16 protein-coding genes and 1 pseudogene are annotated in these 16,209 nt (G+C 68.1%); 3 read left to right on the plus strand and 14 right to left on the minus strand.

Annotation, left to right across the window (positions count from 1 at the left end; all coding sequences use genetic code 11):
* Nucleotides 1-89 precede the first annotated feature (89 nt).
* Nucleotides 90-1,448, plus strand: coding sequence for a metalloprotease PmbA (gene pmbA / locus IQ458_RS00425; RefSeq protein ID WP_235996553.1), 1,359 nt, complete (start codon nucleotides 90-92; stop codon nucleotides 1,446-1,448).
* 89 nt (nucleotides 1,449-1,537) lie between these two features.
* Nucleotides 1,538-1,966 (plus strand): DUF4870 domain-containing protein, encoded by a 429-nt coding sequence (locus tag IQ458_RS00430; protein WP_183643213.1) that lies wholly within the window; start codon nucleotides 1,538-1,540, stop codon nucleotides 1,964-1,966.
* A gap of 69 nt (nucleotides 1,967-2,035) precedes the next feature.
* On the opposite strand, the gene IQ458_RS00435 is transcribed toward IQ458_RS00430, so the two are convergent.
* Genes IQ458_RS00435 through IQ458_RS00450 form a run of 4 tightly spaced genes read right to left on the minus strand, consistent with a single transcriptional unit; the run spans nucleotide 2,036 to nucleotide 4,711 of the window.
* Nucleotides 2,036-2,914: a polyprenyl synthetase family protein gene (locus IQ458_RS00435; protein WP_203321575.1), complete on the minus strand. Its 879-nt coding sequence runs from the start codon at nucleotides 2,912-2,914 to the stop codon at nucleotides 2,036-2,038.
* Nucleotides 2,904-3,164, minus strand: a complete 261-nt coding sequence (locus IQ458_RS00440; RefSeq protein WP_183643207.1) for an exodeoxyribonuclease VII small subunit — start codon at nucleotides 3,162-3,164, stop codon at nucleotides 2,904-2,906. The genes IQ458_RS00435 and IQ458_RS00440 overlap by 11 nt, the downstream gene beginning before the upstream one ends.
* 32 nt (nucleotides 3,165-3,196) lie before the next feature.
* The gene (gene tilS / locus IQ458_RS00445; protein ID WP_203321576.1) at nucleotides 3,197-4,495 is read right to left on the minus strand and encodes a tRNA lysidine(34) synthetase TilS; all 1,299 of its coding nucleotides are present in this window, start codon (nucleotides 4,493-4,495) and stop codon (nucleotides 3,197-3,199) included.
* 30 nt (nucleotides 4,496-4,525) lie between these two features.
* A complete protein-coding gene (locus IQ458_RS00450) occupies nucleotides 4,526-4,711 on the minus strand; it encodes a hypothetical protein (RefSeq protein ID WP_183643201.1) in 186 nt (61 codons plus the stop codon).
* A gap of 121 nt (nucleotides 4,712-4,832) precedes the next feature.
* Between IQ458_RS00450 and IQ458_RS19735 the strand changes: the two genes are divergently transcribed.
* Nucleotides 4,833-4,961: a hypothetical protein gene (locus IQ458_RS19735; protein ID WP_268963361.1), complete on the plus strand. Its 129-nt coding sequence runs from the start codon at nucleotides 4,833-4,835 to the stop codon at nucleotides 4,959-4,961.
* Nucleotides 4,962-5,175: 214 nt separating this feature from the next.
* Here the strand turns inward: IQ458_RS19735 and IQ458_RS00455 are convergent, their stop codons facing one another.
* The 10 genes and pseudogenes from IQ458_RS00455 to lpxD all read right to left on the minus strand — a co-directional run bounded on the left by IQ458_RS00455 (nucleotide 5,176) and on the right by lpxD (nucleotide 16,187).
* On the minus strand, nucleotides 5,176-5,928 hold the full coding sequence (locus tag IQ458_RS00455) for a tetratricopeptide repeat protein (protein ID WP_192197528.1): 753 nt from the start codon (nucleotides 5,926-5,928) through the stop codon (nucleotides 5,176-5,178).
* Complete coding sequence (locus tag IQ458_RS00460) at nucleotides 5,925-6,650, minus strand: transglycosylase domain-containing protein (RefSeq protein WP_203321577.1); 726 nt, start codon at nucleotides 6,648-6,650, stop codon at nucleotides 5,925-5,927. The genes IQ458_RS00455 and IQ458_RS00460 overlap by 4 nt, the downstream gene beginning before the upstream one ends.
* A gap of 11 nt (nucleotides 6,651-6,661) precedes the next feature.
* On the minus strand, nucleotides 6,662-7,621 hold the full coding sequence (locus IQ458_RS00465; RefSeq protein WP_141453570.1) for an acetyl-CoA carboxylase carboxyltransferase subunit alpha: 960 nt from the start codon (nucleotides 7,619-7,621) through the stop codon (nucleotides 6,662-6,664).
* 94 nt (nucleotides 7,622-7,715) lie between these two features.
* Nucleotides 7,716-11,279, minus strand: a complete 3,564-nt coding sequence (gene dnaE / locus IQ458_RS00470) for a DNA polymerase III subunit alpha (protein ID WP_203321578.1) — start codon at nucleotides 11,277-11,279, stop codon at nucleotides 7,716-7,718.
* A gap of 131 nt (nucleotides 11,280-11,410) precedes the next feature.
* Complete coding sequence (locus IQ458_RS00475; RefSeq protein WP_203321579.1) at nucleotides 11,411-11,926, minus strand: hypothetical protein; 516 nt, start codon at nucleotides 11,924-11,926, stop codon at nucleotides 11,411-11,413.
* Between the two features lie 193 nt (nucleotides 11,927-12,119).
* The gene (gene rnhB, locus IQ458_RS00480) at nucleotides 12,120-12,737 is read right to left on the minus strand and encodes a ribonuclease HII (RefSeq protein WP_192197531.1); all 618 of its coding nucleotides are present in this window, start codon (nucleotides 12,735-12,737) and stop codon (nucleotides 12,120-12,122) included.
* A gap of 9 nt (nucleotides 12,738-12,746) precedes the next feature.
* Nucleotides 12,747-13,922: pseudogene (gene lpxB, locus IQ458_RS00485) on the minus strand (lipid-A-disaccharide synthase); the annotation flags it as partial.
* A gap of 8 nt (nucleotides 13,923-13,930) precedes the next feature.
* On the minus strand, nucleotides 13,931-14,713 hold the full coding sequence (gene lpxA, locus IQ458_RS00490; protein ID WP_192197533.1) for an acyl-ACP--UDP-N-acetylglucosamine O-acyltransferase: 783 nt from the start codon (nucleotides 14,711-14,713) through the stop codon (nucleotides 13,931-13,933).
* Nucleotides 14,710-15,168, minus strand: a complete 459-nt coding sequence (gene fabZ / locus IQ458_RS00495) for a 3-hydroxyacyl-ACP dehydratase FabZ (protein ID WP_183643174.1) — start codon at nucleotides 15,166-15,168, stop codon at nucleotides 14,710-14,712. Before fabZ ends, lpxA begins: the two co-directional genes overlap by 4 nt.
* Nucleotides 15,169-15,170: 2 nt before the next feature.
* Nucleotides 15,171-16,187 (minus strand): UDP-3-O-(3-hydroxymyristoyl)glucosamine N-acyltransferase, encoded by a 1,017-nt coding sequence (gene lpxD, locus IQ458_RS00500; protein WP_203321581.1) that lies wholly within the window; start codon nucleotides 16,185-16,187, stop codon nucleotides 15,171-15,173.
* Nucleotides 16,188-16,209: the final 22 nt, after the last annotated feature.

The following is a 16,209-nucleotide window of genomic DNA, read 5'->3' on the forward strand; positions in this document are numbered from 1 at the left end:
CACGCGGCGGTGCCTGCACGGCGCGCCGGGACATCTTTCACGGGGGAGGCCGGGACGTCCGGCTTCCTGCATTGCATAAGGATAAGCCATTGAACGCCATCACCGTTTCCGCCGACGACAGTCTGGCCCGGCTGGATACCCTCGCCGAGCTGTCGCAGCGCCTGCTGGCGGCCGCCCGCGCGCGTGGCGCCAGCCAGGCCGAGGTCAGTTGCAGCGAGGAGCGCGGGCTGAACGTCAACGTGCGCCTGGGCGAGGTCGAGACGGTCGAATCGACCCGTGATCGCGGCATCGGCGTGACCGTCTACTTCGGCCGGCGCAAGGGCAGCGCCAGCACCGCGGATCTGCGCGAGGAAAGCCTGGAGGCCACGGTCGAGCAGGCCTGCGCCATCGCCCGCTACACCGAGGACGACGAAGCCGCAGGGCTGGCCGACGTGGACCGGATGGCGGCGGAGTTCCCCGATTTCGACCTCTGGCATCCCTGGCCGGTGCAGGCCGACGAGGCGCTGGATCTGGCCCTGGCCTGCGAGAACGCCGGGCGCGAAGCGGATTCGCGCATCGGCAATTCCGACGGCGCCTCGGTGGGCAGTTCGGAGAGTCTTTCGGTGTATGCGAATTCGCACGGGTTCGTCGGACGTGAACGCAGCACCCAGCACACCCTGGGCTGCGCGCTGATCGCGGGCGAGGGCGACGGCATGCAGCGCGACGGCTGGTACACGACGGCGCTGGCGGCGTCCGCGCTGGAAGCGGCGCAGGTGGTCGGACGCAAGGCGGCCGAGCGAACCGTCGCCCGGCTGGAACCGCGCACGGTCGCCACCGGCCAGTACCCGGTCCTGTTCGCCGCCGAGGTGGCGCGATCGCTGGTGGGCCACCTGCTGGGCGCGGTGGCCGGTTCGGCGCTGTACCGGCGGGCCAGCTTCCTGCTGGATCACGCCGGCCAGCGGGTTTTCCCGGAATGGTTCTCGATCGAGGAACGTCCGTTCCTGCGCCATGGCTGGCGCTCGGCCGCCTTCGACGCCGAGGGCGTCGCCACCCGCGATGCGCCACTGGTGCGCGACGGCGTGCTGGAGCGCTACCTGCTGGGCAGCTATTCGGCGCGCAAGCTGGGGTTGCAGAGCACCGGCAACGCCGGTGGCGTGCACAACCTGCAGGTCTCGGCCAATGCCGGTGGCTTCGATGAACTGGTGCGCGGCATGGGACGCGGCCTGGTCATCACCGAGCTGATGGGGCAGGGCGTCAATCCGGTGACCGGCGACTATTCGCGCGGTGCGGCCGGGTTCTGGGTGGCGAACGGCGAACTCGCCCATCCGGTCGACGGCATCACCATCGCCGGCAACCTCAAGCAGATGTTCGCGGGCGTGGAGGCGGTCGGAAACGATGTCGATCCGCGTTCGCACGTGGCCTGCGGTTCCATCCTGCTCGGGCGCATGACCGTTGCCGGATCCGATTGACGTGTCTTGACAGGATCCCCCGGGGCCCCGAAAGTGGCCGCCGGGGTTGTTCCATACCATCAACGTCAACAAGGAATGGGGATACACGCATGAGCGAGTTCGAGAACGTCACCGCACCGCCGCCGCCGCCGACTTCGGGAAGCCCGAGTGCGGAAGAGCGTCAGTGGGCCCTGTTCGCACACCTGTCCGCGCTGGTCGGCGGCATCCTCACCTCGGGTTGGGCCGGCAGCCTCGGCTGCTTCATCGGTCCGCTGATCATCTGGCTGGTCAAGAAGGACACCATGCCCTTCGTCAATGACCAGGGCAAGGAAGCGCTGAACTTCAACATCACGGTCGGCATCATCTTCCTGGCGCTGTTCCTGCTGACGATCGTGACCCTGGGCATCGGCGCGCTGATCACGCTGCCGCTGATGGTGATCGTCGGCATCGCCTGGCTGGTGTTCACCATCATCGCCGCGATCAAGGCCAACAACGGCGAAGCCTATCGCTATCCGTTGACGCTGCGCCTGATCAAGTAAGCGAAGTTCGCGAGTCAATGAAAAAGGCCCGGTAAAACCGGGCCTTTTTTTGTGCGCGGATTGCCGCGATCAATGATCGCGGCGGACCGCCAGTTCGCCCAACGCGCGCAGCGCATCGGCGGCCTCGCCGAATGGCGACAGCGCTTCGCGCATCGACGCGTCGAGTTCGTTCAATCGCGCCTTGGCGCCGTCCGTGCCGAGCAGGGCCGGATAGGTGGACTTGGACTGGGCCGCATCCTTGCCGGCGGTCTTGCCGAGCTGTTCGGAGCTGCCTTCCACGTCCAGGATGTCGTCGCGGATCTGGAAAGCCAGGCCCAGCGACGAGGCGAATCCGTCCAGGCGTTCCACGACATCCGGCGCGGCGCGGCCGGCCAGGGCTCCGAGGCGGACCGCCGCACGGATGAGCGCGCCGGTTTTCCAGGCGTGCATGCGGGCCAGTTCTTCCAGGCTCTGCTGGCGCCCGGTGGCGTCGATGTCCAGGGCCTGCCCGCCGCACATGCCGGCCACGCCGGAGGCGCCGGCCAGCGCCTGCACCCAGGCCAGCCGGATATCGGCGTCGGCGGGTGCCTGCGCCAGCACTTCGAAAGCACGCGTCTGCAAGGCGTCGCCGGCGAGGATGGCGGTGGCCTCGTCGAAGGCGACGTGCACCGTCGGCCGGCCCCGGCGCAGATCGTCGTCATCCATGGCCGGCAGATCGTCGTGGACCAGCGAATAGGCGTGGATCAGTTCGACCGCGGCGGCGGGCGCGTCCAGCATGGCTTCCGGCGCGCCGGAAACGGCACCGGCGGCATAGACCAGCAGGGGGCGCATGCGTTTGCCGCCGCCGAGCACGGCGTGGCGCATGGCCGCGTGGAGACGTCCGGGTGCCTGGTCGGGGGACGGAAGGGCCTGATCGAGGGTGGCTTCGGTACGCGCGGCCCAGGCCGCGAAGCGGGCCTCAGTTGCCATCGGGCAGCGGCGCGAACGGCTCGGCGCTTTCCGGATTGGCGGGATCGCTGAGCAGCCGGACCCGCAGTTCCGCCTGTTCCAGCGCGGCCTGGCACTGGCGGTACAGGCCGACACCGCGCTCATAGGCGGCCAGCGAGTCCTCCAGGCTGAGGTCGCCGTGTTCCATGCGGTCGACCAGGCGTTCGAGTTCTTCCAGCGACTGTTCGAAGTTCGCCACCGGGGACGCGTCGGGGGTGTTTTTCTTGGCCATGCGGGAAAGTGTGCGGAGCCGCCGCGTGAAGGTCAACGCGCGGCGGTCAGGGTGGCTGCCCGTTCCCAGCGCAGGCTCGCCCCATGCCGGCGCAGCCAATCGTCCAGGCGCGCATCCAGCAGCAGGTCGCCGGCCGCGAGCAGTTCACCGTCGGCGTCCCGCAGCAGCGGCAGCAGGCGGCGTTCCCATGGGGGAATGCCGTCGGCCTGCAGCAGCTTCTTCAGCGCCTGGCTGTGCGCGCGACCGGGCTGGCGCAGGCGCTCGCCGCCCAGGCGCGCGCCGACCCGCAGCGGCGTCGGCCAGGCCGCGCCTTCCATGACCAGCCGGTCGCCGGTCGGCAGCCGCAGGGGCTGGTGCGTGTCCCATTCGACTTGCCAGTCGGCCGGCAGCGGAGGTCGCATCGACTCGGCATGCAACAGATCGCGCCAGCGGCGTACGACCGCGCCCTGCCAGCTGAATTCGGCTTCGTCGTCCGCCGCCGCGGCCAGCAGATCCCGCTCGATGTGGCGCACACCTTCGGTAGGGAGGGACGGCAGATCCAGCTGGCACAGCCAGTGGCGCAGCACGCGGGCGCGCCGCGCGGGCGGAAGCGCGAGCAGGGCGGTCACCGACAGTGCCGCCGGATCCAGCGTGCGGCTCACCGCCAGCGCCTGCGCGTCTTCGCGATCGAGCAGCTCGGCACTTTCCCGCGCCAACGAAGCGCTGCGCGCGAATGCGGCCGCGGCATGCGGCCAACGCTGTTCCAGCAGCGGCATGACCTGCCGGCGCAGGAAGTTGCGGTCGTGCGCGGTGTGCAGGTTGCTCGGATCATCGATCCACGCCAGACCATGCTGGCTGGCATGGCTTTCAAGCACGGCACGCGAGGTGTCCAGCAGCGGTCGCCAATGCCATCCACCGGCAAAGGCGCGCCAGTCGCGCATCGCCGCCAGCCCGTCCACGCCCGAAGCACGCAGGGCACGCAGCAGGAAGGTTTCCGCCTGGTCCTGCAGGTGATGCGCGGTCACCAGCACTTCGCCGGACGACATCGCCTCGGCGAACGCCGCATAGCGCGCGTGGCGGGCGGCCGCCTCCATACCCTGGCCGGCGTCGGCGGAAACCCGTACCTGCACGATCCGCAACGGAACTTCCCAGGCATCGCAGGTGCGTTGGCAGTGCGCGGCCCAGTCGTCGGCCGCCGGCTGCAGGCCGTGATGGACGTGGATGGCGCGAAGGACGCCCTGGAATGCCGGTTCCGCATGGAGGCGGTGCAGCAGGACCGTCGAATCCAGGCCACCGCTGAAGCCGATCAGCAGGGACGGCACGACGGCGGGCGCGGGCGGCAGGGCGAACATGCCGCCCAGTCTAGCCGGCAGGCCCGCGACTCAGCGCAGCTTGTTCAGGATGACGATGATGGCGGCCAGCCAGCAGACACCGACGAACAGGCCCAGAACCCAGTTCTGGTTGACCCCGTTCCGGTGCCAGCGCAGGCGGTTGTAGAACAGGCCCACCACCATCGGCAGGACGAACAGGATGAGCGGAACCAGCCACCATGGATGCAACAGGTCCATCACGTTTTCCCCCGTGAGCCGGCCGGTGCCGGCGATCTCATCCTAGCGCCGTCGGCGCGTCCGCGCCTGCGGCGAATCGTCGCGGGAGGAGGAAGACAAGGCTTAGATCCGGGACGCCACCATGTGCGCCGCCGGAAGTGAAGCGGTGGGCATGGCTCAGGAATTTGTCCAGAATGCCACCGCGCACAAGATTGAAATCAACAGGAGCAATCCGACCATGATCGGCCATGCGCGGCGGCTGCCCGCCTGACCGAACAAGTCAAGCTAATGTGCCAGAAGTTGGGCGATGGCTTCGAACATGGGTGTATCCACGTCGTTGAGGGGCAACGATCATTGAACACCCGGCAGCTCTGAGCGGAAATGACTCCGTTTGTTGGTTCGGCCCGAACGCCAGGGCATTCCAACGCAGTGCTTGCTAGCAGTACTCGCGGTAAGACAGCCAGGACTGCCGTTCTTTGCTCGAATCAGGACGAGGGCAGGTTGGCCAGTTCGTTGCGGGCCAACGCGATCCACTCGCGCTGATCGCGCTGGTAGTACTTCGGCAGGGCGTCGGAGCGGGTCAGGATTTCCTGGAATACCGCGCGGGCGCGAACCAGATCGCCCTGGCGCTTGAGCAGCAGGCCATAGCGGGCACGCGCCTCCTCGCCGGGATGGCCCTGCACGACGGCTTCGTATTCGTGCAGGGCGGCGGCCGCATCGCCCAGGTCTTCCACGGCGCGCGCATACAACAGGTGCCCGTCTGAGGAGCGGAAGTTCGGATTGGCGGCGATGAGTGCGTCCAGGGTCGTGCGCGTCTCGCGTGCCTTGCCCTGTCCGTACTGGGCCTTGGCCAGGCCGAGCATCAGGTCCGGATCCGTGCGGTACAGGCCCTTGAGCGCGTTGCCGAACAGATCCTCGGCGCGGGCGAAATCCCCGCTGCGCAGGCATTCCTCGGCCAGTTGGCGACGGGTTTCCGGTGTATCGGAAAGCCCCAGCTTGCGATCCGCCTTGCGCTTCTCGTGCTCGGGATCGATGCGCGAGCGCACGCTGCGCGCGGCCCGGCGCGCCGACGGGTTGTGGCGCAGATCCGGCAGCACTTCGGCGATGAAATACACCAGCACCGCGATGTACGAAAACAGCAGCAGGATGAAGACCCAGTACAGCGGCCGTCCGGTGCGTACGACGTGCACGCAGCAGGCGACCTGGAGAATCAGCGACAGGATGATGAACGGGCTCATGCGGCTTGATTGGATACCGGGAAGGGAAGCAGGGTGGTGGCGGGTGCTGAGGCGCTGTTGCAGGCGGAGGGATGGGCTCGCAACCGTTCGCGTGCACGTGCCAACGCGGCGTCGATATCCGGGATGTTCAGATGCGCGGATACGAAGCGGAAACGTTCTTCGAAGCGTTTCGGATAGCACACCGGATCATAGAAGGACGGCCCTCGATCCAGAACCTGCAGCGCCAGGAATTCTTCTGGCCACAGGGTTTCCGGGGACTGGCCATACCAGGCCTTGGCGGCGGCGGGCAGGCCGTGTGCGCCTCGCCCGTAGAATCCTTCGTTCAACACCGTGTTGACCTGTTCGTCGATCGACCATGCGCGGCTGACGAATATCGTCGCGGCGATGTCGGCGGCGACGCGACGCGTGCCACCCACAGGGCGATCCGAGCGCTGCAGGAGGGTGCGGCCGGCCCAGGCGGGAAGCCGCAATTCATCCGTTCCTGCGGACTGTCGAAAAAAGTACCAGGGCACCGTCAACGGATGCAGGCGGACGGCCCCGTCACTGTGTACGCCATGGATGGCCTGAAACTGCACTCGCATCGAGGGCGGCAAAGCGCCGGTATTTGGCTGGCGATCGGCGGGAAGCGCGCCGGCTCCCCACAGATACACGCCCAGGCACAGCACCACATAGCCGACCACCGGCACCAGCAGCAGGGCAGATATCCATTTCTGCCAGCTCATCGCGTTTGCCCTCAGGCGGCCTCGTAGGCCCCGTAGCTGCGCAGGCGCTCGTAACGGCGCTGCAGCAGTTGTTCGACCGGAATCTGTTCCAGCGCGTCCAGTTCGTTGAGCAGGACCGCCTTCAGCCGGGTCGCCATCTGGCGCGGATTGCGGTGGGCGCCGCCGATGGGTTCGCGCACCACCTTGTCCACCAGGCCGAGCGAATGCAGGCGCTTGGCGGTCAGGCCGAGCTGCTCGGCGGCGTCCTTGGCCTTGTCGGCCGACTTCCACAGGATCGAGGCGCAGCCTTCCGGGGTGATCACCGAGTAGGTGCTGTATTCCAGCATCAGGGTGCGATCACCCACGCCGATGGCGAGCGCGCCGCCGGAGCCGCCTTCGCCGATCACGGTGCAGATCACCGGGACTTTCAGTTCCGACATCTCCAGCAGGTTGCGCGCGATGGCCTCGGACTGACCGCGTTCCTCGGCATCGATGCCCGGCCAGGCGCCGGCGGTGTCGATGAAGGTCAGCACCGGCAGGCGGAAGCGTTCGGCCAGCTTCATCAGCCGCAGGGCCTTGCGGTAACCCTCCGGCTTGGGCATGCCGAAGTTGCGCTTGATCTTTTCCTTGGTATCGCGGCCTTTCTGGTGGCCGATGATCACCAGCGAGCGCCCGTTGATGCGGGCCAGGCCGCCAACGATCGCCTTGTCGTCGGCGAAGGCGCGATCGCCGGCCAGTTCCTGGAACTCGTCGCAGATCACGCGCGCGTAATCCAGGGTGTAGGGGCGGGCCGGGTGGCGGGCCAGCTGCGATACCTGCCACGGGGTCAGGTCGCGGAAGATCTGGGCGGTGCGGACGCGCAGCTTGTCCTGCAGGGCATGGACTTCGGCATCGACATTCACCGCCGGTCCCGCGCTGGCGTTGCGCAGCTCCTGGATCTTGGCTTCCAGATCGGCGATGGGTTGTTCGAAATCGAGGTAGTTCGGGTTCATCAAGCGGGCCGTGGGCCGGAAAGGGGGGAGTTTATCCCAGCCGGGGTCTCCATACCGAGCCGTGCAGTACGGTCCGGGGCCCGGAATCGGGGCCTCAGTGGTTCTGCGCCCAGGGGCGGCCCACCGCCAGCTTGACCGCGCGCACGCCAGGGGTGGCCCGCAGCGCGTCGACCAGTTCGGTATCGACCCGCACCGACAGGCTGCCATTGACGTCGAGCATGCCGGCGGTGGCCGACTTGCCGGAGGGCAGCACCAGATCCAGGCGCAGGGGCGTGTTGCCGGGGCGGTGGCGGGCGAGCAGGGCTTCCACCCGCGACCACAGCCCCGGTTCGCGCAGGTCCAGCCGCAGCGACAGCCGCTGCGCCTGCTGCGCGCACAGCTGCGAGTAGTCCCAGCACTGGCGGATGCGCAGGCTGAAGCCGCCGTTGAACTCGTCCTCGCGCAGGCCGCCCTTCATGATCAGGATGCGGTCGCGGGTCAGCAGCGGGCCGAACTCGGCCATCGCGTCGGAGAACGCACTGCATTCGATGCGGCCGCGGCCGTCCTCCAGTTGCACGAACACCTGGCTGTCGCCCTTGCGGCGCACGCCGACCACCTGGCCGGCGATCAGCGCGCTGACTTCCGGGCGCCAGCCCTTCTTTTCGCCCGGCGACTGGTTGCTCCAGAGTTTTTCCAGATCACCCAGGTCGCTGCCGACCAGGGCGCGCAGATCCTCGCGATAGGGATCCATCGGATGGCCGCTGAGGTAGTGCCCCAGCGTCTCGCGCTCGCCATTGAGCAATTGGCTCAGCGGCCACTCGTCCGATTCGGTCAGCACCACTTCCAGCGCGGGCGCGGCATCGCCGCCGCCGAACAGCGAGCTTTGTCCGGCCGCGCGCTCCTTGGCCAGCTGATCGGTGGCCTTCAGCACTTCGGGCAACTGCAGCATCAGCGAGGCGCGATTGCGGCCCAGCGCGTCAAGCGCGCCGGCATTCACCATCGCTTCCAGCGCGCGCCGGTTGAGCTTGGAGGAGTCGACCCGTTTGCAGAAATCCAGCAGGTCGCGGAATTCGCCGCCCTGCCGGCGTTCGGCGACGATCGTCTCGCACAGGCCCTGGCCGACGCCCTTGATGGCGCCGATGCCGTAGCGGATGGTGCGCGGATCGGTCGCCTCGAACATGTAGTCCGAGTGGTTGATCTCCGGCGGCAGCACGGTCAGCGACAGCCCGCGCGCCTCGTCCAGGAAACCGACCACCTTGTCGGTGTTGTCCATGTCCGAGGACAGCACCGCGGCCATGAACTCGGCCGGATAGTGGCACTTCAGCCACGCGGTCTGGTACGACACCAGCGCGTAGGCCGCGGCGTGCGACTTGTTGAAACCGTAGCCGGCGAACTTCTCCATCAGGTCGAAGATTTCGTCGGCCTTCTTCTCGTCGACGCCGCCCTTGCCGGCGCCCTCGCGGAAGATCTCGCGGTGCTTGGCCATTTCGGCCGGCACCTTCTTGCCCATCGCGCGACGCAGCAGGTCGGCGCCACCGAGCGAGTAGGCGCCGACGATCTGCGCCATCTGCATCACCTGCTCCTGGTACACCATGATGCCGTAGGTGTCCTTCAGGATTGCTTCGGTGCGCGGATCGGGATACTCGACTTCCTCGCGCCCGTGCTTGCGGTCGACGAAGCTGGGAATCAGGTCCATCGGGCCGGGTCGGTACAGCGATACCAGCGCGATCAGATCCTCGAAGCGGTCGGGCTTGGCGTCCTTCAGCAGCCGGCGCATGCCGGAGGATTCGAACTGGAACACCGCGCCGGTGTTGCCGGAAGCGAACACCTGGCGATAGGTGGCGGCGTCGTCCAGCGGAATCGTCGCGATGTCGATCGGCGGCACGCCCGCGCGTTCGTGGCGGCGGTTGATGGCCTTGACCGCCCAGTCGATGATGGTCAGCGTGCGCAGGCCCAGGAAGTCGAACTTCACCAGGCCGACTTCCTCGACGTCGTTCTTGTCGAACTGGGTGACCGGGTTCCGGCCCAGCATGCCCTCGTCGTGTTCGGCGAACAGCGGGCAGAAGTCCGACAGCGGCGACGGCGCGATGACCACGCCGCCGGCGTGCTTGCCGGCGTTGCGGGTCAGGTCTTCCAACTGGCGAGCCAGGTCGATCAGATCGCGGACATCGTCCTCGCTGTTGTAGCGTTCGATCAGCTCCTGCGAAGCCATTTCGCTGTTGCCTTCGCCCATTGCATCCTTCAGCGTCACGCCGAGGATGTTCGGGATCAGCTTGGCGACGCCATCGACCAGACCGTAGGGAAAGCCCAGCACGCGGCCGGTGTCGCGCACCACCGCCTTCGCCGCCATGGTGCCGTAGGTGATGATCTGGCTGACCCGGTCGCGGCCGTACTTGCGCGCGACGTAGTCGATCACCTCGTCGCGCCGGTCCATGCAGAAGTCGATGTCGAAGTCGGGCATCGACACGCGTTCCGGGTTGAGGAAGCGCTCGAACAGCAGGTTGTAGGGCAGTGGATCCAGATCGGTGATCTTCAGCGCCCACGCCACCAGCGAACCGGCGCCCGAACCGCGGCCCGGGCCGATCGGGATGCCGTGGTTCTTGCCCCACTGGATGAAGTCGCCCACGATCAGGAAGTAGCCGGGGAAGCCCATCTTGATGATGGTGTCCAGCTCGAACTCCAGCCGTTCGAAGTAATCCTCGCGGGACTTGCCGGGGGCGAGCGGGTTCTTCTCCAGCCGTTCTTCCAGGCCGGTCCTGGCCTGGCTGCGGATCCAGCTGTCCAGGGTCTCGTTTTCCGGCACCGGATAGGCGGGCAGGAAGTAGGTGCCCAGCCGCATCTCGATGTTGCAGCGCTGCGCCAGCGCCAGCGTGTTGTCGATGGCGTCGGGCACGTCGGCGAACAGCGCGGCCATTTCCTCGGCCGACTTCATGTACTGCTCGGGGCTGTACTCGCGGGGCCGCTTCGGGTCGTCCAGCACGCGGCCGGAGGCGATGCACACGCGCGCCTCGTGCGCGTCGAATCCGTCCGGCGACAGGAACCGCACGTCGTTGCTGGCGATGACCGGCAGGCCGCGCTTGGCCGAAGCGTGCAGTGCGAACGCGTTGAACGCCTCCTCGCCATCGCGCTGGGTGCGGGTCAGTTCGAGATGGAGATCCTCGCCGAAACTGCGCTGCCATTCGGCCAGGTGCTGCTCGGCCAGTTCATGCCGTCCGCTCAGCGCCAGCCGGCCGGCGTGGCTCTGGCGGCCCATCAACGCGAACAGGCCCTGGCGATCCTCGTGCAACCACTGCGGATCGATGGCGACGCCGTCGTTGCGGTGACCTTCCATCCACGCGCGGGTGAGCAGGCGCGACAACGACAGGTAGCCCTCGCGATCCCGGCACAGCAGGGTCACCGGCCACGGCGTCTCGTTGCCCTCGGCCACCAGCACGTCGGCGCCGGCGATGGGCTTGATGCCGACGCTTTCGGCGGCCTTGTAGAACTTGACCAGGGCGAACAGGTTGTTGCGATCAGTGACCGCCAGCGCCGGCATGCGCAGTTCCACCGCGCGGCTGAGCAGGTTGGCCTGCTTGGCTTTCTTGGGGTCGGCCTGATCCGGCTTCTCGGGCACGCGGATGATCGAATCCGCCATCGAGAACTCGGTGTGCAGGTGGAGATGAACGAAGCGGGAGGACATGCCGGCTCGGAAGACTGTCCGGGCAGGGTACCGGCGGGGGTGGGGAGGGGCAAGGCTTGACATCGGCGCCCGGGCCGGCGAGCCCGGGCTGCCGGGGCGCATGGCGGACGCGAAGCGTCCCGGCGGCCGGCTCAATGCACCCGGAACACCGCCGGTTGCGCGGGCGCGTAGCTGGTTTCACGGACCTGCCGATGGTGTTCGCGCAGGGCGCATTCCTCCTCGCGCGCGTGTTCCCAGTCGTGCCGATCGAACGGGAAGGCGCCAACCTCCGCATGTCGCAGGTTCGACTCGACATCGCGCAGACGCAGGAAATCATCGTGGGCCTCGACCTCCCGCCACAGGCGGGGCCAGGACAGGTCCGATGGCAGGGCGTCCATCGGCTGTCCGGCAGGCTGGGCGAGTCGCGCCAGCACGGCGGCCAGGCCAGCCCTGATCGCGGGCTCGCAGTCCCAGGCGGTGTCTTCCAGCAGCGCCGCGATGCGTTGCGGACCGTCGATGCCCGGCGACGGTGCATCCGGACAGATCCCGCGTACCAGCGCGGCCAGGTGTTGATGGGAGGCGGGGCCGTTGCCGGTGCGGGAGCCGCAACGGGATTCGGGGGACGGCGCTCCGGGTTCCGGAGCGGCATGGTCGGGATGCAGGTTCATGGCAGTTCTCGCGAGACCGTCGGGGGCCGGGGCGTGTCACCGTGATCCTTGGAAGACGGCATTCCTCATGGAGGAGATGCGATAACAGCCTGCAGGGTTGCGAGGATTGTTTCGACTGCTGGAAGTCGGCGTGACCAAGGACAGGGCGTCCTGTTCATCCGACCGGCGGCGGGGAGGCGCGGGAACTCCGCGCTCAGGCCATGCCGTGCGCTTCCAGCGCGACGCGAACGGGCGCGAAACTGCGGCGGTGCAGCGGGCAGGGGCCATGCAGGGTGAGCGCGGCCAGGTGCTCGGGCGTGGAATAGCCTTTGTGGTTGGCGAAACCGTACTGCGGGAACTGCGCGTGCAATGCCACCATCGCGCGGTCGCGGGTGACCTTGGCGAGGATGGATGCGGCCATGATCGCGGCATCGAGCCGATCGCCGCCCACCAGCGCCTCGGCCGGACACGGCAGGCGGGTGGGAATCCGGTTGCCATCGATGCGCGCGAGTTCGGCCGCCGGCTGCAACGCGCGAACCGCGCGTCGCATGCCTTCCATCGTGGCCTGCAGGATGTTGAGCGTGTCGATTTCCTCGCGCTGCACCAACTCGACCCGCCAGGCGAGCGCGCGCTCGATGATCAACGGATACAGCGCCTCGCGCTGGACTTCGGTCAGTTGCTTGGAATCGTTGAGGCCGTCGATGGGGCGATCCGGATCCAGGATCACCGCCGCCACCGATACCGGTCCGGCCAGCGGGCCGCGGCCGGCTTCGTCCACGCCGGCGATCAGGCGGAACACGGGGTCGGGAAACAGCGAACCGTTCGGAAGCATGGCGCGATTCTAGCGGATGCCCGCGGGCGCGGCGGCCGGTTCCAGCAGCTCGGACACCGCGTCGGCGGCGCGCGCGGAAGCATCCTGGCGCAATTGCTCGTGCAGGTGCAGGTACTTCGGTTGCAGGGCGGCGGCTTCCTGCGGCGCGCGGAACCAGTGCAGCACGGCATCGGCCAGTTTGTCGGGCGTGCACTCGTCCTGCATCAATTCCGGCGCCAGGTCCTCACCTGCCAGTACGTTGGGCAGGGCGTAGCGCTCCACCTTCAGCAGGCCCAGCGCCTTGACGATGCGATAGGTCATCGGCGCGACCTTGTAGCCCACCACCATCGGGCGCTTGGCGAGCATGGTTTCCAGGGTCGCCGTGCCGGAAGCCAGCAGGACCACATCGGCCGCGTACAGCGCGGTGCGGGCGTGGCCGTCGAGCAGATGCAGGTTCGGCACGGCCAGTTGCGGATCGGCGAGCAGGGTTTCCAGTTGTTCGCGGCAGGCGGGGTTGGCGGCAGGAACGCACACGCGCAGTTCCGGTACCGCGCGCGCGACGCGCTGCGCCGCTTCCAGGAAGGGTGGCGCGAGCCGCTGGATTTCACCCAGCCGGCTGCCGGGCAGCAGGGCCAGCACCGGCGCGTCGGCCGGCAGGTCCAGCGCCCGCCGGGCGGCGGCGCGGTCCGGCTGCAGCGGCATGTCGTCCGCCATGGGGTGGCCGACGAAGCGCGCCTCGACGCCATGGCGGGCGTAGATGGGCGGTTCCATCGGGAACAGGCACAGCACGCGGTCGGCGCTGGCGCCGATCTTCTGCGCGCGCTTCTCGCGCCAGGCCCAGACGGAGGGGCTGACGTAATGCACGGTGCGGATCCCGCGCTGCTTGAGCCAGCGCTCCACGCCCAGGTTGAAGTCGGGGGCATCGATGCCGATGAACACATCCGGCCGCCAGGCCAGCACGCGCTCGCGGAACGCACGCCGCAGCTTCAGCAGGCGGGGCAGGTGGCGCAGTACCTCGGACAGGCCCATCACCGCCAGCTCGCCCGCGTCGAACCAGGTCTGGCAACCTTCGCGGCGCATGCCATCGCCGCCGATGCCGGCGAATTCGGCGTCGGGCCAGCGTTCGCGCAATGCGGCGATGAGGCCGGCACCCAGCCCGTCGCCGGAGGCCTCGCCGGCCACCAGCGCGATGCGCGGGCGGCGCGCGGGGGAATTCATCTCAGCAGCGGCCTCTCGCCGCGTTCGATGAAATCGAGCAGGGCACGAACGTCTTCGCTGGACTGGGCCTGTTCCGCCAGTTGCTGCTTGGCCTCGGCCAGCGGCAGGCCGGCGACGTACAACGTGCGGTAGGCACGCTTGATCGCGGAGATGCGTTCGCTGTCGAAGCCGCGCCGCTTCAGTCCCTCGCTGTTGATGCCACGCGGCCGGCCCAGCGAATCGCTGCCGACCATGGTGTATGGCGGGACGTCGCCATTGACCAGCGCGCCCATGCCGATGAAGGCATGCGCGCCGATGCGGCAGAACTGGTGGGCGCCGGAGAAGCCGCTCATGATCACCCAGTCCTCGACGGTGACGTGCCCGGCCAGGGTCGAGTTGTTGGAGAACACGCAGTGGTTGCCGATCACGCAGTCGTGCGCGACGTGCGTATAGGCCAGCAGCAGGTTGTCGTCGCCGATGCGGGTGATGCCGCCGCCGCTGCCGGTACCGCGGTTGAGGGTGACGAACTCGCGGATGATGTTGCGATCGCCGATGACCAGTTCGGTGCGTTCGCCGGCGAACTTCTTGTCCTGCGGATCCCCGCCCGCGGCAACATGGCCGACCAGGTGGTTGTCGCGGCCGATCCGGGTGGGACCGGTCACGCTGCAATGCGGGCCGATGACGGTGCCGTCGCCGATTTCAACGCCGTCGCCGATCAGGCTGAACGGACCGACGCGCACGTTCGCACCCAGGCGCGCGCCCGGATCGATGACCGCGCTCGGATGGATATCGGTACTCATGCCGGGGTCTCGGCGCACAGCACCTCGGCGCTGGCGACCTCGTTGCCGGCGACCTTGGCCACGCAGGTATACAGGGTCATGTTGCGGATGACCCGCTTGATTTCCACGTGCAGTTCCAGCACGTCGCCAGGCACCACCATGCGCGAGAAGCGGACGTTGTCGACCTTGACCAGGTAGAACAGCCGGTCGCCACCGCACAGGCCGCGCGAAATCTGGGTCAGCACGCCACCGGCCTGGGCCAAGGCCTCGATCACCAGCACGCCGGGCATCACGGGATGGCCAGGGAAGTGGCCCTGGAAGAACGGCTCGTTGATGGTCACGTTCTTGATGCCGACGATGCGCTTGTGCGCTTCGAACTCCACCACCTTGTCCACCAGCAGGAACGGATAGCGGTGCGGCAGCAGTTTCTGGATGGTGACGACGTCGATGGGGAGCTTCACTTCGGGTTCGGTCATGTTCATTCCTTGTCCGCGGCCAGCACGCGGCGTGCCAGTGCGTCGAGTTGCTTGAACCGGGCGGCGTTCTTGCGCCAGGTCCGGTTGTCGGTAAGCGGGGTGCCGGACGAGTACTCGCCCGGCTCATGGATGGAACTGGTCACCAGCGACATCGCGGTGATGATCACGCGATCGCAGATTTCCAGATGGCCGAGGACGCCGGCGGCGCCGCCAATCAGGCAGTAGCGGCCGATCTTCGCGCTGCCGGCGGCGGCGCTGCATCCGGCCATCGCGGTATGCGCGCCGATGCGCACGTTGTGGCCGATCTGGATCTGGTTGTCCAGGCGAACGTCCTCTTCCAGCACGGTATCGTCGAGCGCGCCGCGATCGATGGTGGTGTTGGCGCCAATCTCGCAGTCGTCGCCGACCACCACGCCACCCTGCTGCGGTACCTTGATCCAGTGGCCGGCATCCATCGCCAGCCCGAAACCGTCGGCGCCCAGCACAGCGCCCGGGTGAATCAGCACGCGCTGGCCCAGGCGCACGCGGACGACCAGGGTGACCCGCGCGATCAGCTCGCTGCCGGCCCCGACGACGCAATCGTCGCCGATGACGCAGTGCGGGCCGATGATGCAACCCTCGCCGACTTCGGCACGGGCGCCGATGCTGACGAAGGGACCGACATGCGCGCCGGGCGATACCCGGGCCGAGGGGTCGATCACCGCGCTGGGATGGATGCCTGCTGGGCGGGCGGGGCGTTGTTCGAACAGCGCCGCGATCTTGGCGAAGGCCGTGTATGGGTCCTTGGCGATGAGTGCCGTGCCCGGTGCCGCCTCCGCGTCATCGGCACGCAGCACGACAATGCCCGCGGCCGATTCGGCCAGCTGCGAGCGGTAGCGGGAATTGGCAAGGAAGGCGAGCTGGTGGCGGCCGGCACGGGCGAGGGTCGCCACGCCGTCGACGGCCACGGTGCCGTCGCCATGCAGGCCCAGCGAGAAGCGCTCGGCGAGCGCGGCGGCGGAAAGGGGGGAAACGGTCATGGGGCGCAATTGTAGCGCCTCG

It is taken from the genome of Pseudoxanthomonas beigongshangi (genome assembly GCF_016820515.1).
In the GTDB taxonomy this organism is placed as follows: domain Bacteria; phylum Pseudomonadota; class Gammaproteobacteria; order Xanthomonadales; family Xanthomonadaceae; genus Pseudoxanthomonas_A; species Pseudoxanthomonas_A beigongshangi.

Bases quoted from the DNA above. Each gene is read 5' to 3' on its own strand.
- IQ458_RS00430 (WP_183643213.1), top strand. From the start codon at position 1,538: ATGAGCGAGTTCGAGAACGTCACCGCACCGCCGCCGCCGCCGACTTCG.
- IQ458_RS00435 (WP_203321575.1), bottom strand. From the start codon at position 2,914: ATGGCAACTGAGGCCCGCTTCGCGGCCTGGGCCGCGCGTACCGAAGCC.
- IQ458_RS00440 (WP_183643207.1), bottom strand. From the start codon at position 3,164: ATGGCCAAGAAAAACACCCCCGACGCGTCCCCGGTGGCGAACTTCGAA.
- tilS (WP_203321576.1), bottom strand. From the start codon at position 4,495: ATGTTCGCCCTGCCGCCCGCGCCCGCCGTCGTGCCGTCCCTGCTGATC.
- IQ458_RS00450 (WP_183643201.1), bottom strand. From the start codon at position 4,711: ATGGACCTGTTGCATCCATGGTGGCTGGTTCCGCTCATCCTGTTCGTC.
- IQ458_RS19735 (WP_268963361.1), top strand. From the start codon at position 4,833: ATGTGCGCCGCCGGAAGTGAAGCGGTGGGCATGGCTCAGGAATTTGTC.
- IQ458_RS00455 (WP_192197528.1), bottom strand. From the start codon at position 5,928: ATGAGCCCGTTCATCATCCTGTCGCTGATTCTCCAGGTCGCCTGCTGC.
- IQ458_RS00460 (WP_203321577.1), bottom strand. From the start codon at position 6,650: ATGAGCTGGCAGAAATGGATATCTGCCCTGCTGCTGGTGCCGGTGGTC.
- IQ458_RS00465 (WP_141453570.1), bottom strand. From the start codon at position 7,621: ATGAACCCGAACTACCTCGATTTCGAACAACCCATCGCCGATCTGGAA.
- dnaE (WP_203321578.1), bottom strand. From the start codon at position 11,279: ATGTCCTCCCGCTTCGTTCATCTCCACCTGCACACCGAGTTCTCGATG.
- IQ458_RS00475 (WP_203321579.1), bottom strand. From the start codon at position 11,926: ATGAACCTGCATCCCGACCATGCCGCTCCGGAACCCGGAGCGCCGTCC.
- rnhB (WP_192197531.1), bottom strand. From the start codon at position 12,737: ATGCTTCCGAACGGTTCGCTGTTTCCCGACCCCGTGTTCCGCCTGATC.
- lpxA (WP_192197533.1), bottom strand. From the start codon at position 14,713: ATGAGTACCGATATCCATCCGAGCGCGGTCATCGATCCGGGCGCGCGC.
- fabZ (WP_183643174.1), bottom strand. From the start codon at position 15,168: ATGACCGAACCCGAAGTGAAGCTCCCCATCGACGTCGTCACCATCCAG.
- lpxD (WP_203321581.1), bottom strand. From the start codon at position 16,187: ATGACCGTTTCCCCCCTTTCCGCCGCCGCGCTCGCCGAGCGCTTCTCG.